The following is a 14,548-nucleotide window of genomic DNA, read 5'->3' as shown; positions in this document are numbered from 1 at the left end:
TCAGAAAAGAAGGCAGATGTGATTGTTTTCGAATATCTGGAAATGAAAGGAAAACTTTCCGGGAAGAAAAAGCAGAAACTGCAGATGTGGAGAAAACGTGATATCCAGAAACGGTGCGGACAGCAGGCACATAGAAAGAAAATCCGAATTTCCCGAATCTGTGCCTGGAACACGAGCAGGCTTGCCTTTGATGGATCAGGAGAGATTGACCGTGATATACGGGATCACCGTCTGTGTACGTTTCAGACTGGAAAAAGATACAACTGTGATTTGTCAGCATCGTATAATATCGGAGCGAGATATTTTATCCGTGAAATTTTAAAACCCTTGCCGGAAACGGAAAGGTCTTTGCTGGAGGCAAAAGTTCCTGCAGTAAAGCGTAGAACCTCATGTGTTTATGCAGATCTGAGAGAACTGATTTCAGAAATGGAACTGCGTAAAGCAGCATAAACACAGGCAGATATGCAGTGGATTACCTGTTATGTGGAAACCTGCCGTATCCGGCATGGAAGAAGCACATATCTGTGCAAAATCTAAGTAACAGGCGTATCCGCCGATATTTGGTCTGCCGCCTAAAGCGGCCGGAAGCACGTGACTTTAGTCATGTGAGGTTCACTCGGTAGTAACTACCGGGTGAGATAACCATAGTATAGAATTCGGACTTTGTCAAGCGATCAGCTCTTCAAATTTTTTCTGTTCCATCGGTTTATAATAATAGAATCCCTGCAGCTCGTCGCATCCTTCGGCGATCAGAAAATCTACCATCTCTTTCGTCTCCACACCCTCGCAGACAATCCATTTGTCTGTGCGTTTTAAAAGATGAAACATCTCTTCCAGCACAATTTTTCCTTTTTCGGAGAGACCCGCCGAGAGGAAATGTTTGTCAATTTTAACTTCATCAAACAGAATATCCTTCAGCGAATTTAAGGACGAATATCCAGACCCAAAATCGTCCATGGAAATGCGGATATTCCGGTCGTGGAAAAAGCGGATCATCTGGTTGACGGCATCAATGTTATGAATGTACGTTGTTTCTGTGATCTCAAAAACCAGGTACTTCGAAGGAATCTGATAATGATCGAGCAGCTGTGTGATCCGCTGTGTGAACGTATCGATCTTGCGGAAATGAACCGGCGACACATTCAGCGAGAGCGGCAGCAGCGGAAGTCTGTTTTCCCGGCGGTCAGCGAGCCACTGGAAAGCAGCATTATACACATAATAGTCGAGCGACTCAATCTCTCCGGTCTCCTCCAGAATCGGCAGAAAGCTGTCCGGGAACCAGAGCGTGCCGTCCTCGCGCAGCCAGCGTACCAGCACCTCGGCGCTTGCAATTTCCTGCGTTTTTCCGCTGATTTTCGGCTGGAAATAAATCTGAAATTCTTTTTTCGCAAGGGCATTCTGGAAGGAATGAATGGTCTCCGCGCGCTTCTGTTCCGTGCTGGAAAGCTCGGCGTTGTATTCGAAGACGCAGGTGGAAGTTTCCTTCGCACGCCGCCGCGCAATGTTGGCATGAGAGATGACTTCCTCCGCTGGTGTGTCCGTGTCATTCAGATAATAGACGCCAGTGTTCAGCGTCATGTAATTCAGCGGGTACGATTCCAGCACTTCGCGGATCGCCTGCTTGTGATAGGCGGAAATCTTTTCCCGCACCACGGCCGGATCCTGCCCGGTGATATCGATAATGCCGACAAAGATATCGGAGTGATAGCGGTTCACAAAGAGTGTCTGCGGAAAGAGTTCCAGCTTTTTCAGGATGAAATTCAGAATGTTCGTACCCATCTCATAACCCCAGTAATCGTTGATCAGATGAAAATTGTCGACATCCGTCATCAGAAAGGCGTACTGCTTTTCTTCGCTTCTGTTATTGAGAAGCGTAAAAATTTTTTCTTTTAAAGAATCCGTGGAAATGCTCTCAGCAAGCATACTGCGGCGGGCGGCGAGAGGTCCGTTTTTCTGGAGCTGTTTTTTATACCGCTTGTCCTGGTACATTTTTTCGTCCGCCATTTGCAGCAGATCCATGATCAGATAATAATGATTTTTGCAGCTCAGCTCATATCCGACGGCATAGCTCAGCGGGTGATCCGCCGTCTGGTTGTAGGTGTCGATCATCGTCTGCAGCTGAAGATTCATCTGCTCCAGCTGGTTCCAGGTTGCATGATTCTGCACAATGACAAATTCATCACCGCCGAACCGCGCCAGAAAGCTGTCCTCGGTCAGAATGCGGGTCAGATAGGAGGCGAAGGTCTGGATAAAGACGTCGCCTTCTTCGTGGCCGTACGTGTCGTTGATTATCTTTAAATTGTTCATATCAAACATCATCACGCCGACATCGAGTGTATCGTCCGCGTTCTGAAGCTGGAGGAGCTTTTCTTCCAGCGACTTTTTATCGTGCACGCCGGCGACATCAAAGCCGGAGCGGCGGATCAGGCTTTTCAGATAATCGGTAAGCGTCAGTGCAGAGGCGCAGCCGAGCAGCGTAAGGATAATCAGAAGCGCAAAGGCGCGATGATCCAGCCCACGCTTGAAATGCAGAAACAGCGATGTCAGAAAGACGACATAGAATGCGATCTGCAGATAGCACAGTTTGATGATTTTTTTGTTCTTTTCCATAATACTCCATACTTTCTAAATGCGTATGCAAAAAGTGAACCCTGCCATCGGTTCAGCTGGCATACACAATAATTTTCTTGGCCAGACTCTTATCCAGCCCGATTTTACTGCCCTTCACCATGACGAGATAATAACCGTGAAGCTCCGACAGAATCGAAATCCTGGCCCCGGGAACAAACCCAAGCGACTCCAGATAATGACGCTGCTTTTCCTGGCCGCAGATTTTATTGATGACGTAAAACTGATTGAAAACGGTTAAATTTAAAGGCATGCAGGACCTCCTTTATTGCGAGAGTGCATCAAGTTAGAATTGCCTAACGGATAGTATAGCATAACATATTTGGAACAAAATGGAAAACTTTTTCTTTGAGAAATTTTTTCAAAAAAGCTTTTATGGGGACGGACGTATTTTAACGTTTTTTATTTTGGGGGAATCATGTATAATGGAAATGAAACATCAGTGACAAACTATGACATGGAAAAAGGAAGAGAAAACAATGAAACATAGAATAAAAATCCTGCTGCTTGCAGTTCTGATCGCAGCGCTCTGCAACTGTATGCTGATGATCGGGATGACCAAAACGAAAGAGAAGAATACCATTCCAAAAGATGCAAGCCTGATCTGCGAAGAAACCGTATCGCCGAACAAGGACTATATTACGGATGAAAAAGACCTGGTAAATTATACCGTGCGCGTCTATCAGGAAAAAAACAACGACATCATCGTCTATGCGGAATCCAATTCGCCGCTGTTCGATGAAGCACAGTACATCGTAATATGCGACCACGCCATCACCGCCGACGATGTCCATATCAAATGGACAACCCTCATGGGCAGCACCGAAGCGAGCGAGAAAGATGAGATCGGACTCGCACATGTTTCGATCTCAAAAGACGGGGAAGTGTTCAATGAAAAGACGATCAGCTTTGTGGCGAAAGCGGTGAATGCGGTTACGGATGTGATAGGGTAAAGAAAATAGGATAACAAAAAAGAAACGAGCAACTCCCTCGGCTCCTGATGAGCTTACCGGACAAAAAACCCGTTTCTTTTTTTATGCTAAAATGACTTTCCTGTTTTGTCAAGAACCGCATAGCATTTTACATCGCCAAAATCGTGGCCACCAGTTTCTTGCACTGCACGAGCAGTGAGGACGGAATCGCATACTCATCAAGTGAATGTGCGCCTGCGCCCTGGATACCGAGGCTGCAGAGGGCGGGGATTCCGATGCGGGTGACGAAGGAGGTGTCGGAGCAGCCGCTCTGCTGGATGCCCTGCGGGATTGGTTCGCCGAGGAGTTTACAGCTTTCCTGATAGAGGGAGAGGAGGCAGTCGGCACCGTCGACCATTTCCATGGCGGGGTAGTAGCCGTTCTGTTCCATGGTGCAACTTGTGCCAGGAACGGTAACGTGTTCGCAGAGATTTTTTAAGAAAGCGATGGCTTCTTCATACTGCGCATTTGCCGCGTATCGGATACCGATGGAAAACTCACAGGAATCCGGGATGACATTGGCTCCGGTTCCGCCTGAAATACGGCCGCAGTTGAAGGAAAGATAGCCGAACACCGAGCGGCTCTCAATCTCTGTAATCATGCGCGCCGCCTGCAGAATCGCACTCGCGCCTTTCTGCGGCTCCTTTCCTGCATGAGCCGCTTTGCCCTTTACTTTCACGCGAATGATCGCGCCGCCGTTTCTTCTCGTAGTCACTTCGCCGCTGGTGTAGCCCGATTCCAGATTAAAAGCCGCCTCACAGCCGCTGGCATACTGCTCGACAAGCTTTCCGGCCTCGCCGTGGGAAAATGCATGGGCGACTTCCTCATCACCGGTGAGCACCAGTTTGATCTGTCTGTCCTCATACCCGACCGCATTCAGTGCGCGGAGCACAAACAGCGCGATCACATCGCCGCCCTTCATGTCATAAACGCCTGGACCGTACACGCGGTCATCCTTCACAAGAAACGGTTCCGGGCCGAACTTTCCAACCGCATGAACTGTATCCATATGCCCAAGCAGAAGAATCGGCTTCTTTTCCTGCGGCCGGGTCCACGCGGCAAACGTCGGGCCAGCCTTCTCAAAGTGATGAACCTGACGCTCCATGCCGAGCGCATCACAGTACGTATCGAGATGCGCCGCAATCCGCTCATTCGCCTCGCGATCAGCCGAAGGTGTTTCAATGGAGACAAGATTTTTCAGCAGCTCCATCATACTGTGTTCGTTTTTCTCGAGATAGGCAAATGCCTGTTCCGTTCTTTTATCCATAAACATTCTCCATTTCTTATGTTTTATAAAGTGATTTTCATAATCCGTGCCGGCCGTCCCTTGCCGCCGCTGATTTTGCCGATCGTGGTCACACAGTTTTCCTGTTCCAGCCGCAGAATCAGCCGGTTGGCGCTCCGCTCCGTGATCCCCATATCTGCAGCGAGCTGTGCGGAAGTGATTACCTGATCATGTGACCGCAGAATCTCTTTCAGTTTTTCATACGTACTGCTGCTGATGTGAAGCCGGTGCAGAAGATACGCCGTGTGATCGGTCGGGTCATTGATCTTAATTTCGGTAAACTGATGCTCATCCTCCGCAATATAGTTCGCGCCGGAGCGGTCCGCGATCGAGTGGTTGAGCGCCATTGCCGCGCGGGATTTCGCCTCCATGGGAGTATCACCGTAGCCGATGCCGATCCACAGCCGGTTGTGCGGCGTCTGCTGTCCGTGAAACAGAATCTTCTGATATTCCCCGTTCTGAATAAATTCCCGCATCAGAACCGGACGGGATGACATGATATAAAAAATAGAAGCGCCCTCGGAGAACGCAGCAGCCCCCATGCGGTGGGCGGCAGAGTAGATCAGCTCGCGCATCTCATTCTGATAATGAACCTTCTCCCATTCCCGGAGCGAAAGATCCGTCTCCTGATCAAAGGAATAATCAAAATAGATCTGCACGGAAGCACTCTGCCCGCGGTTCTTCTGCGCCGTATTTTCCAGAAACTGAAGATGATAAACCTGTTCCAGAATTACATCCTCGGAAACCGAGATGCGGATGCAGGGAATGCCTTCTGCCGACAGTGCCTCATACGTTTTTTCCATGTTGGTAAAGCAGATTTTCGCCCCGTTGTGAAAATAGTTGTAACGGTGAAAATCCGTGAGGGCATCCTGAAAATCGCCCTGATCGGGAGAAGAGCCGTGTGCCACAAGGACGCGGCCATTGGAAATGCCGATCTCTTCCAGCGTTTCCTGCACAAGCTGTTCCTCATACATATCGATACTGATGACATCCGGCACGCAGGAATAACGGACAGCAGATTCTGCCAGCGCTTTTAAGATGGAAGCCTGATTGTGCGGAAGAAAGGTCCAGGGAACGTTTGGCTCCAGCCGCTTTAAAGCATAGTGATAGTTGGTCGGCCCAGTAAAAATAATGCCGGATACTTTCCCTTTCTGAAACTGGGCAGCCGCTTCCAGACCGTACCGGTAATCGTTGGAACGCCGGTAGACCACTTCAAGGTCCGGCATGCGCTTCTCCAGCGTTTTCTGAATCCTGTCGCAGATATGGTCAGAACCTGTTACGCCGATTTTCATATATAAAATTCCTTTCCGAGAATTAAAGACATAAAAATGAATTATGGCATAATTTTACACCTATTAAGGACGAAAGGCAAATGGTAAGATGTAGAAGAATTGTTTTTGAAAATTTTTTTCAAGAATGGAGAGTGGAAAAGAAATGAAAAATCAACGTATGTTAGATGGACTGACCGAATTGATGCGGATTGATGTGTCGAGCGGTCAGGAGACGGAGATTGCAGAGCATCTGGTGAAAAAACTGGAGCAGATGGGATTTGCGATTACGCGGGATGAGGCCGGGGCTACGTTTGGCGGCGTGTGCGGCAATATTCTGGCGGTTCGGGAAGGAGAGCGGGACGGTGTTGTCTGTTTCTGTTCCCATATGGACCGTGTGCCGGGCGGCATTGGAATCAAACCGGTGGAGGAGGATGGAATCCTTCGTTCTTCGGGCGACACGATTCTGGCGGCGGATGATCTGTCCGGTGTGGCAGCCATTTTAGAGGGCGTGCGTCAGGCGATTGAATCCGGGAAGGCGCTTCCGAAACTGGAGATCCTCTTTACGGTCGGCGAGGAGGCCGGTCTGTACGGTGCGAAAGCATTCGATGTAAGCCTGCTGACATCAAAAACGATGTATGTGCTCGACTCCCCGGGACGCATCGGCCGAATTGTAAATGGTGCGCCGGGCCGTGCCCTTCTGGAAGCACAGGTTTTCGGCAAGGCAGCCCATGCGGGAAATGAGCCGGAGAAAGGCATTGATGCGGCAAAAATTATGGCGGAAATGCTCGCAACGATGGAGACGGGAAGACTGGATGAAAATACAACGTCGAACTTTTCTCACCTCTGGTCCAAAACATGCGAGGCAATGAACGTTGTCTGCGACCACGCAATCCTGCGCGGAGAGATGCGGAGCCGATCGGGAGAAAAACTCGACCGCTATGAAGCGTATTTCCAGTCGCACTGCCGTCAAATCGCAGAAAAGCGCGGTGCGCGTGTGGAATTTAAAAGAGAAAACACCTTCCTGCCGTTCTTCATCCCGGAGGATTCCGAGATGATTCAGATCGTCACGGAATCCCTGAAAGAGATGGGAATCGAACCGCAGATCAACGGCGGAGGCGGCGGTATGGACGGCAATATTTTCAATCAGAAGGGAATCACCTGTGTCGGTATCGCAACAGGATATTTCAAGAATCATTCGACCGAAGAATATCTGCATCTCGATGACTTCTATCATGCCGGAGAGCTTGTGGCGCGGATAATTGGAAGGATTGCATAAATATGCAAAATATAAAATAAAAACTGGATAAAACTTGCAAAATAAAAGAAAATTATGTATAATTTCAAATTAAAAAGAGCAAGGGAGAAAAAGAAATGGCTGAGATTTTAACAAACAACGCAATGTTCTCCAGCTTCATGATTGTTCTGATCGTGTTTGCACTCGGCGACATTGTCGGTAAAATTACAAAAGGAAAGCTGTCCGGAATGATGGTCGTCATGCTTCTGTTCCTGGTAGGCTTTCTGACGAAACTGTTCCCGGCGGACATCATCGACCAGGGAGGCCTTACGGCGTTATCAAAACTGGCAATTGCGATGGTACTGTTCAACATGGGTACTACCCTGAACGTGAAACAGCTGATCGAGGAGTGGAGAACCGTATTAATGGCGGCACTCTGTATGCTGGCGTCCTGCCTTGTGATGCTTCTGGCATCCCCGATCATCGGATTTGACACTGTGCTCGTCGGCATGCCGGTTATCAACGGTGCGGCAATGGCGACTTCGCTGATGGCAAGCGCCGCAGCAGAAAAAGGGCTGGCAACGGCAGCAGCACTCTGTGCAGTCATCTATTCCGTACAGAAATTCGTCGGTGCGCCGATCGCATCTGCGATGGGTATCCGCTATGGAAAGAAACTGCTGAAAGCGTACCGCGAGAATCCGACACAGTTCCAAAAGCAGGAGACCGGAAAGGGTGCTTCCGCAAAAGTTTTCTTTGCAGACAAACATAAAGAATGGTATTCTGCCAACGTCATGATGGCACTCGTGGCAGCCGGTTCCTGGGTTGCCCATATTCTTGGCGATCTAACCCCGATCAACTACAGCATCTGGGCTCTGCTTCTCGGCGTTGTCTGTGTTGCTTCAGGACTCGTTCCGACGAAACCGCTGCAGAAATCGAACTCCTACGGCCTCATGATGATTGCTGTCTTCGGTTCCATCATCCCGTCCCTGGCAAAAGTTTCCTTAAGCGATCTCGGCACCATGGCATTCCAGACAATCGTTCTGTTCGCCGCAGCGCTGATCGGTGTTGCACTGGTTGGCTGGGTTCTTCCGACCTGGAAACTCGTGGGCGACAAAGACCTGGCAGTCGGCATCGGTGTCGAGCAGTTCCTCGGATTCCCGAGCAACGTGGTCATCTGCCGCGAGGTCGGCGATGCAGTCGGAGAGACACCGGAGGAGAAAGCGTTTATCGAAGATACGCTGAATGTGCCGTATGTCGTGGGAGGAATTACGGTTATCACCGTTCTTTCGACGATGCTGGCTGGATTTGTCATTAACATGCTGTAAAATTCGACAAAAATACGAAAGTTAAAATGACCTTGATGCAGAGGAACGATCCCCTGCGCAAGGTCATTTTTTGATTTACAGGAAATTTCGTTGAATTTTCCTGTAAATTAAAAAGCCCTCCGGGCAGGATTCTTTCTTGTGCTTCCACGCCGGGCAGCAGGCCGGAACTGGAGAGAAAGATGGAGAGACAATTGACTTTACGGGAAAAGAAAAAAATATCCCCCCACCCGGCTTGTGAGAGCCTGAAATATCAAATATAATGAACGAACAGTACATGGATCAGGCGCGCAGATCATGGGAGTACAAAGCAAAAAAGCGGTCAGTCCGGGTAAAAACGGTCTGAAAATGGGAGGAAAAGGATGAAAAAGAAAATATTATCTTTGATGCTGATGGTGTCTCTTGCAGCATCCCTTGCGGCATGCGGTCAGGACAGCGGGAAAAACAGCAACAGTACAGATTTGTCGAAAACAGAGACGGAAGCTTCTTCCGGCCAGACAGGGGAGGCAGAGACAACCCTGGTTTACGGTTCTGCCGATTATACCAGAATCAATCCAGCGATGGACGAGCACGGCGAAATCAACTTGCTTCTGTTCAACGGACTGACGGCACACGATGCGGATGACAACATTGTTCCTGGCCTGGCAGAAAAATGGGAGTATGATGCAGAAACCTGCACCTATACCTTTCATATCCGGGACGGCATCCAGTGGCATGATGGAGAAAAGTTTACGGCGGATGATGTGAAATTCACCATCGAAGCGATCATGGATCCGGAAAACGGATCAGAGAATGCAACGAACTATGAGGATGTGGAAGAGATTACCGTGATCGATGATCAGACGGTAGCTTTCCGGCTTTCCGAGCCAAACGTGGCTTTCCTGGAGTATATGACAATGGCAATCCTGCCGAAGCACCTGCTGGAAGGTGAAAATATGCAGGAGTCGGATTTCTTCCGAGCACCGGTCGGAACAGGTCCGTACAAGCTGGAAAGCTGGGATGAAGGCCAGTCGATCGTTCTGACAAAAAATGAAGATTATTACCTCGGTGCACCAAAGATTGACAAGGTCATTTTCAAAATTGTACCGGATGATAATGCACAGGCAATGCAGCTGGAATCCGGCGAATTGGATCTGGCACTGCTTGACCCGAAAAATGCGCAGAATTTCAAGGAAAAAGACGGTTTTACCTGCTACGATATGACAACGGCAGATTACCGCGGAATCTTGTTTAACTTCGCAAACGATTACTGGACGAAAAACAGAGACATCATTCCGGCGGTATGCTATTCTATTGACCGTCAGGCGATCATTGATTCCGTGCTTCTGGGCGAGGGAATGGCGGCATACAGTCCGCTGCAGCGAAACATCTATAATAACGAAAATGTAGAACACTATGATTACAATCCGGAAAAAGCCCAGGAGATTCTGGAAGCAGCCGGATGCACAAAAAACAGCGACGGTATCTATGAACGTGACGGAGAAGAAATCGGCTTTGTGATCAGTGTAATGTCCGGCGAGCAGGACCGTATTGATATTGCCCAGGCAGCAGCACAGCAGCTCCGGGAAGCCGGAATCAACTGTACCGTGGAAATTCCGGCACAGATGGACTGGGGTGGACAGATGGCATGCCTGATCGGATGGGGAAGCCCGTTTGACGCAGACGACCATACCTATAAGGTTTTTGGCACCGACAAAGGAGCGAATTATTCGAGCTATTCCAACGAAAAAGTAGATGAATATCTGTCACTTGCCCGTCAGAGCGACGACCCGGAGGTGCGGAAGGAATACTACGGAAAATTCCAGGAAGAGCTGGCAGAAGATCCGGCCTATGCATTCATCTGCTATATCGATGCAAATTATGTAGCGGACTCCGGCATTCAGGGAATTTCTGAGGATACCGTACTTGGCCATCACGGCGTTGGTATTTTCTGGAATATTCAGGACTGGACAATGACAGAATAAATAAAGAAAAAGCAGACGAAGGGGGTATGTTTACCCCCTTTTTGTCCGTACAGGAGAAAAACAGAATGGAAGAACGATTAAAGGTGGAGCATCTTTCGGTCAGCTTTTTTACCGATGAAGGGGAAGTGCAGGCAGTTCGGGATGTCAGCTTTTCCTTGCAGGCGGGAGAGGTGCTTGCTGTGGTTGGCGAGTCAGGCTGCGGAAAAAGTGTACTTTGTAAAAGCATTATGAAGCTGCTGCCGGAGAATGCGAAGATCAAAAACGGAAAGATCCTGGTCAATGGCGAAGATCTTGCAGGCTGCGGGGAGCGCAGAATGCGGGAGCTGCGGGGAAAGCTGTTTTCGATGGTGTTTCAGAACCCGATGACGTCCCTGAACCCGACGATGACTGTCGGAGCGCAGATTGCAGAGGCAGTACGGGTGCATCAAAAAGGCATGGGAAAAGAAGCAGTGGAACAAAGAGTGACAGAACTGATGCAGCTGGTGGGGATTGAGCAGGCGAAGGAGCGGAAAAAAGCATATCCGTACCATTTTTCCGGCGGAATGCGGCAGAGAATCGTACTGGCGATTGCACTGGCGGGAAATCCGGAAATTTTGTTTGCGGATGAACCGACAACGGCGCTGGATGTGACGATTCAGGCACAAATTCTGGATCTGTTGCGGGAAATCCAGAAAAAACTCGGAACGGCAACCGTTTTTGTCACACATGACCTCGGCGTCGTGGCACGGATTGCAGACCGGGTAGCGGTCATGTACGCAGGAAAAATCGTAGAGATCGGGACCGTGGATGAGATTTTTTATGATCCCCGCCATCCGTATACGTGGGGACTTCTGCGTTCGATCCCGTCATTTTCGAGGGGAAAGGAAAGCCTGCCGGTCATACCGGGAATGCCGCCGTCTCTTCTCCATCCCCCAAAGGGCGATGCCTTTGCCAGCCGCAATGCTTATGCGCTGGAAATTGATTTTGAGGAGGAGCCGCCGATGTTCCGGGTTACAGACAGCCATTATGCGGCAACATGGCTGCTGGATGAGAGAGCACCGAAGGTTGTGCCGCCGATAGGAGGAAACACAGATGGAACATGAGATTTTGCTGGATGTGCGTCATCTGACCCATATTTTTCCATTGTCCCGGAAAACAGCAGTCAAGGCAGTCGATGATGTATCGTTTCAGATTCGAAGAGGAGAAATTTTTGGACTGGTAGGAGAATCCGGTTCCGGAAAATCTACCGCTGCACGCTGTGTGATGAATATTTATCAGCCATATGCCGGCCAGATTTATTATAAAGGGATTGATACCTGCGACAGAGGCCAGTTCCGGAAAAATAAAAAAATGCTGCAGACGACACGCCAGATGATTTTTCAGGATTCCGGTTCCAGTCTGAATCAGAAGATGAAGGTCCGCGACATTATTGAGGAGCCGATGCGCGTGCAGAAAATCCGGCCGCTGCGGGGAAGCTATGAGGAGGAAGCCAGATTCCAGATGAAATACGTGGGGCTGGATCCGGAATATCTGAAAAAATATCCGGGAGAATTGTCCGGCGGACAGCGGCAGCGCGTTGCGATTGCACGGGCACTGACGATGGAGCCGGAGCTTCTGGTGGCGGATGAACCGATTGCATCGCTGGACGCGTCGATCCAGGCGCAGATTGTGAATCTGTTCCGCCATTTGCAGAAGGAGCATGGCTTTTCGATCCTGTTCATTGCACACGATCTGGATATGGTCGAATTTTTGTGTGACAGAGTAGGTGTGATGTATCATGGAAAGCTGGTGGAAACCGGTCCGGCAGGAGCCGTGTTTCAAAATCCGCTGCATCCGTATACAAAAGCGCTGATCGCGGCCATTCCGATTCCGGATCCGCGAAGGGAACGGGCGAGAGCCGTTCCGGATTTTGCCAATATGGAATTCTCCCGGAAAGGAATCCTACAGGAAGTGGAAAAAGACCATTTTGTGCTGACGGAAGGAGGCGATGCGACATGAAAAGCCGGAACAGAGTGCTTTACTATGGAAAAAAAGCAGCGGCATTTCTGGCAAGTGTTCTGCTGCTGTCTGTGCTCGTATTTTATATTTCAAGGCTTGCGCCGGGAGATCCGCTGGTATCATATTACGGAGACCGCGTGGAAAAAATGACGCCCGAAGAAAGAGCGTGGGCCGAAGAAAAATTGGGACTGAAGGATCCCATTTCCGTACAGTATATCCGCTGGGCAGGCAATGCGCTGCATGGGGATTTCGGAATTTCGTACAAATATAAAATGGATGTAACGCGCGTGATCGAGGGAAGAATTGGAAATACGCTGGTGCTTGGCGGCATTGGATTTCTGCTGATTTTCACCCTCGCGCTGCTTCTTGGAATTCTCTGTGCATGGAAGGAAGATATATGGCTGGACCGCATCATCTGTAAGGTGGGAACCATCACGGGATGTATTCCGGAATTCTGGCTGTCGCTGCTTCTGATTCTTGTTTTTTCCATGCAGCTCAAATGGCTGCCGAGTTCCGGTGCCTACTCTGTTGGAAAACAGGCAGATTTTTCTGACCGTGTCTGTCATCTGATCCTGCCGATGACGGTCGTAGTGCTGAGTCATTTGTGGTATTACGCATACATGATCCGCAATAAAATTCTGGATGAAGTGCGGGAAGAGTATGTGCTTCTGGCAAGAGCCAAGGGGCTGAAACGAAAGACGGTTCTGTTCCGGCATTGCCTGCGGAATACGATTCCGTCGTATCTTGGCATCATGGCCATTTCTGTTCCGCATGTGCTGGGGGGAACCTATATTGTAGAAACGGTTTTCTCGTATCCCGGTATCGGAACGCTGGCGTATGAGAGCGCACGGTACAAAGATTACAATCTTCTGATGCTGCTTTGCCTGATGTCCGGAATCGTTGTGATTCTGTGCAATATGGCGGCACAGATCATCAACGAGAGAATTGATCCGCGGATGCGGGAGAAAGAAGCGGCAGAAACATCGGAGGTAATGATGCTGTGACAGAAAAAACACAATTATTTCAATTTGCAGGAGAGAGGCCTGCAGAAAAAACAGAAGCAGAAAAAAAGAAAAAATGGTATCAGGACCGGCCGGTGGCAGCAGAGCTTTTTCTGGGTCTTCTTGTGCTGGGCTGCCTTTTCTGTCGGCAGATCATGACGAAGGATCCTTCGTATATGGATCTGAAAAACTGTTCCGTCATGCCGTGCCGGGAATTTCTGTTTGGAACCGATACGATGGGAAGAGATATTTTCTCGATGATCTGGTACGGCGGCAGAATATCGCTGGCGATCGGTCTGCTTTCTACGCTGATTTCCACTGTGATTGCCGTTCTCTTCGGCGCAGTCAGCGGATGTGCACCGGCGTGGCTGGACGCGCTTCTGATGCGGCTGACCGAGATCTTTTTGTCGGTGCCGAATCTTCTTCTTGTCATTTTTCTTCTGGCCGCTGCGGGAAAATCCAATGTGATTACGATTTCTGCCGTGATCGGAATGACAAGCTGGACAAGCATTGCAAAGGTTGTGCGGACCGAAGTACGGCAGATCCGGAACAGTGAATACGTGATTGCGTCGCGCTGTATGGGAGGCAGTTTTTTCTATATTTTATGGCACCATCTGGCACCGAACTTTTTTTCGTCTATTATGTTTATGGTGGTTATGAACATCCGAAGTGCGATTGTAGCAGAATCCACACTGAGTTTTATGGGAATCGGTCTTCCGCTGGAGGTGATTTCCTGGGGTAGCATGCTGTCACTTTCGGAAAAAGCGCTGATGACAAAGGCATGGTGGATCATTCTGATCCCGGGTGTTTTTCTGATTGTGACGCTGCTTAGTTTTACAAGCATTGGAAATTATCTGCGGAAGCAGGCAAACAGAAAACAGAGAAATCTGTGAGC

Annotated in this window: 12 protein-coding genes and 1 pseudogene; 9 read left to right on the top strand and 4 right to left on the bottom strand. The window is 49.4% G+C overall.

Annotated features, from left to right (window positions below):
- A pseudogene (locus tag DW743_RS17240) lies at positions 1 to 450 on the top strand (IS200/IS605 family accessory protein TnpB-related protein); the annotation flags it as partial.
- A 216-nt stretch (positions 451 to 666) separates the two neighbouring features.
- On the opposite strand, the gene DW743_RS17235 reads toward DW743_RS17240, so the two are convergent.
- Together DW743_RS17235 and DW743_RS17230 are read right to left on the bottom strand one after the other, a co-directional pair.
- A complete protein-coding gene (locus DW743_RS17235) occupies positions 667 to 2,610 on the bottom strand; it encodes a bifunctional diguanylate cyclase/phosphodiesterase (protein WP_117762207.1) in 1,944 nt (647 codons plus the stop codon).
- Positions 2,611 to 2,662: 52 nt separating this feature from the next.
- The gene (locus tag DW743_RS17230; protein WP_117762208.1) at positions 2,663 to 2,881 is read right to left on the bottom strand and encodes a FeoA family protein; all 219 of its coding nucleotides are present in this window, start codon (positions 2,879 to 2,881) and stop codon (positions 2,663 to 2,665) included.
- A gap of 226 nt (positions 2,882 to 3,107) precedes the next feature.
- Here DW743_RS17230 and DW743_RS17225 point away from each other — a divergent pair, with 226 nt between their 5' ends.
- On the top strand, positions 3,108 to 3,581 hold the full coding sequence (locus DW743_RS17225; protein ID WP_117510953.1) for a hypothetical protein: 474 nt from the start codon (positions 3,108 to 3,110) through the stop codon (positions 3,579 to 3,581).
- A 127-nt stretch (positions 3,582 to 3,708) separates the two neighbouring features.
- Here DW743_RS17225 and DW743_RS17220 read toward each other — a convergent pair whose 3' ends face one another.
- Together DW743_RS17220 and DW743_RS17215 are read right to left on the bottom strand one after the other, a co-directional pair.
- On the bottom strand, positions 3,709 to 4,866 hold the full coding sequence (locus tag DW743_RS17220) for a M20/M25/M40 family metallo-hydrolase (RefSeq protein WP_158568592.1): 1,158 nt from the start codon (positions 4,864 to 4,866) through the stop codon (positions 3,709 to 3,711).
- Positions 4,867 to 4,889: 23 nt separating this feature from the next.
- Positions 4,890 to 6,176 carry a hypothetical protein gene (locus DW743_RS17215; RefSeq protein ID WP_117762210.1) on the bottom strand — a complete coding sequence of 429 codons (1,287 nt, stop codon included), beginning with the start codon at positions 6,174 to 6,176 and terminating at the stop codon, positions 4,890 to 4,892.
- Positions 6,177 to 6,318: 142 nt separating this feature from the next.
- Here DW743_RS17215 and DW743_RS17210 point away from each other — a divergent pair, with 142 nt between their 5' ends.
- From DW743_RS17210 to DW743_RS17180, 7 genes are all read left to right on the top strand, one after another.
- A complete protein-coding gene (locus DW743_RS17210; RefSeq protein ID WP_117762224.1) occupies positions 6,319 to 7,431 on the top strand; it encodes a M20/M25/M40 family metallo-hydrolase in 1,113 nt (370 codons plus the stop codon).
- Between the two features lie 95 nt (positions 7,432 to 7,526).
- The gene (locus tag DW743_RS17205; protein WP_117762211.1) at positions 7,527 to 8,714 is read left to right on the top strand and encodes a hypothetical protein; all 1,188 of its coding nucleotides are present in this window, start codon (positions 7,527 to 7,529) and stop codon (positions 8,712 to 8,714) included.
- Positions 8,715 to 9,073: 359 nt separating this feature from the next.
- Entirely contained in the window at positions 9,074 to 10,675 is a 1,602-nt protein-coding gene (locus DW743_RS17200) for an ABC transporter substrate-binding protein (protein ID WP_191892619.1), read from the top strand.
- Positions 10,676 to 10,740: 65 nt separating this feature from the next.
- Positions 10,741 to 11,757, top strand: a complete 1,017-nt coding sequence (locus DW743_RS17195; protein ID WP_117762212.1) for an ABC transporter ATP-binding protein — start codon at positions 10,741 to 10,743, stop codon at positions 11,755 to 11,757.
- The gene (locus tag DW743_RS17190; RefSeq protein WP_117762213.1) at positions 11,747 to 12,652 is read left to right on the top strand and encodes an ATP-binding cassette domain-containing protein; all 906 of its coding nucleotides are present in this window, start codon (positions 11,747 to 11,749) and stop codon (positions 12,650 to 12,652) included. The genes DW743_RS17195 and DW743_RS17190 overlap by 11 nt, the downstream gene beginning before the upstream one ends.
- Positions 12,649 to 13,656, top strand: a complete 1,008-nt coding sequence (locus tag DW743_RS17185; RefSeq protein ID WP_117762214.1) for an ABC transporter permease — start codon at positions 12,649 to 12,651, stop codon at positions 13,654 to 13,656. The genes DW743_RS17190 and DW743_RS17185 overlap by 4 nt, the downstream gene beginning before the upstream one ends.
- The gene (locus DW743_RS17180) at positions 13,653 to 14,546 is read left to right on the top strand and encodes an ABC transporter permease (RefSeq protein ID WP_117762215.1); all 894 of its coding nucleotides are present in this window, start codon (positions 13,653 to 13,655) and stop codon (positions 14,544 to 14,546) included. Before DW743_RS17185 ends, DW743_RS17180 begins: the two co-directional genes overlap by 4 nt.
- The last annotated feature ends 2 nt before the right edge of the window (positions 14,547 to 14,548 follow it).

The sequence above is a fragment of the Blautia sp. AM28-27 genome (genome assembly GCF_003480905.1).
Classification (GTDB): Bacteria; Bacillota; Clostridia; order Lachnospirales; family Lachnospiraceae; genus Fusicatenibacter; species Fusicatenibacter saccharivorans.
This window is presented reverse-complemented; position numbering and strand designations above follow the sequence as displayed.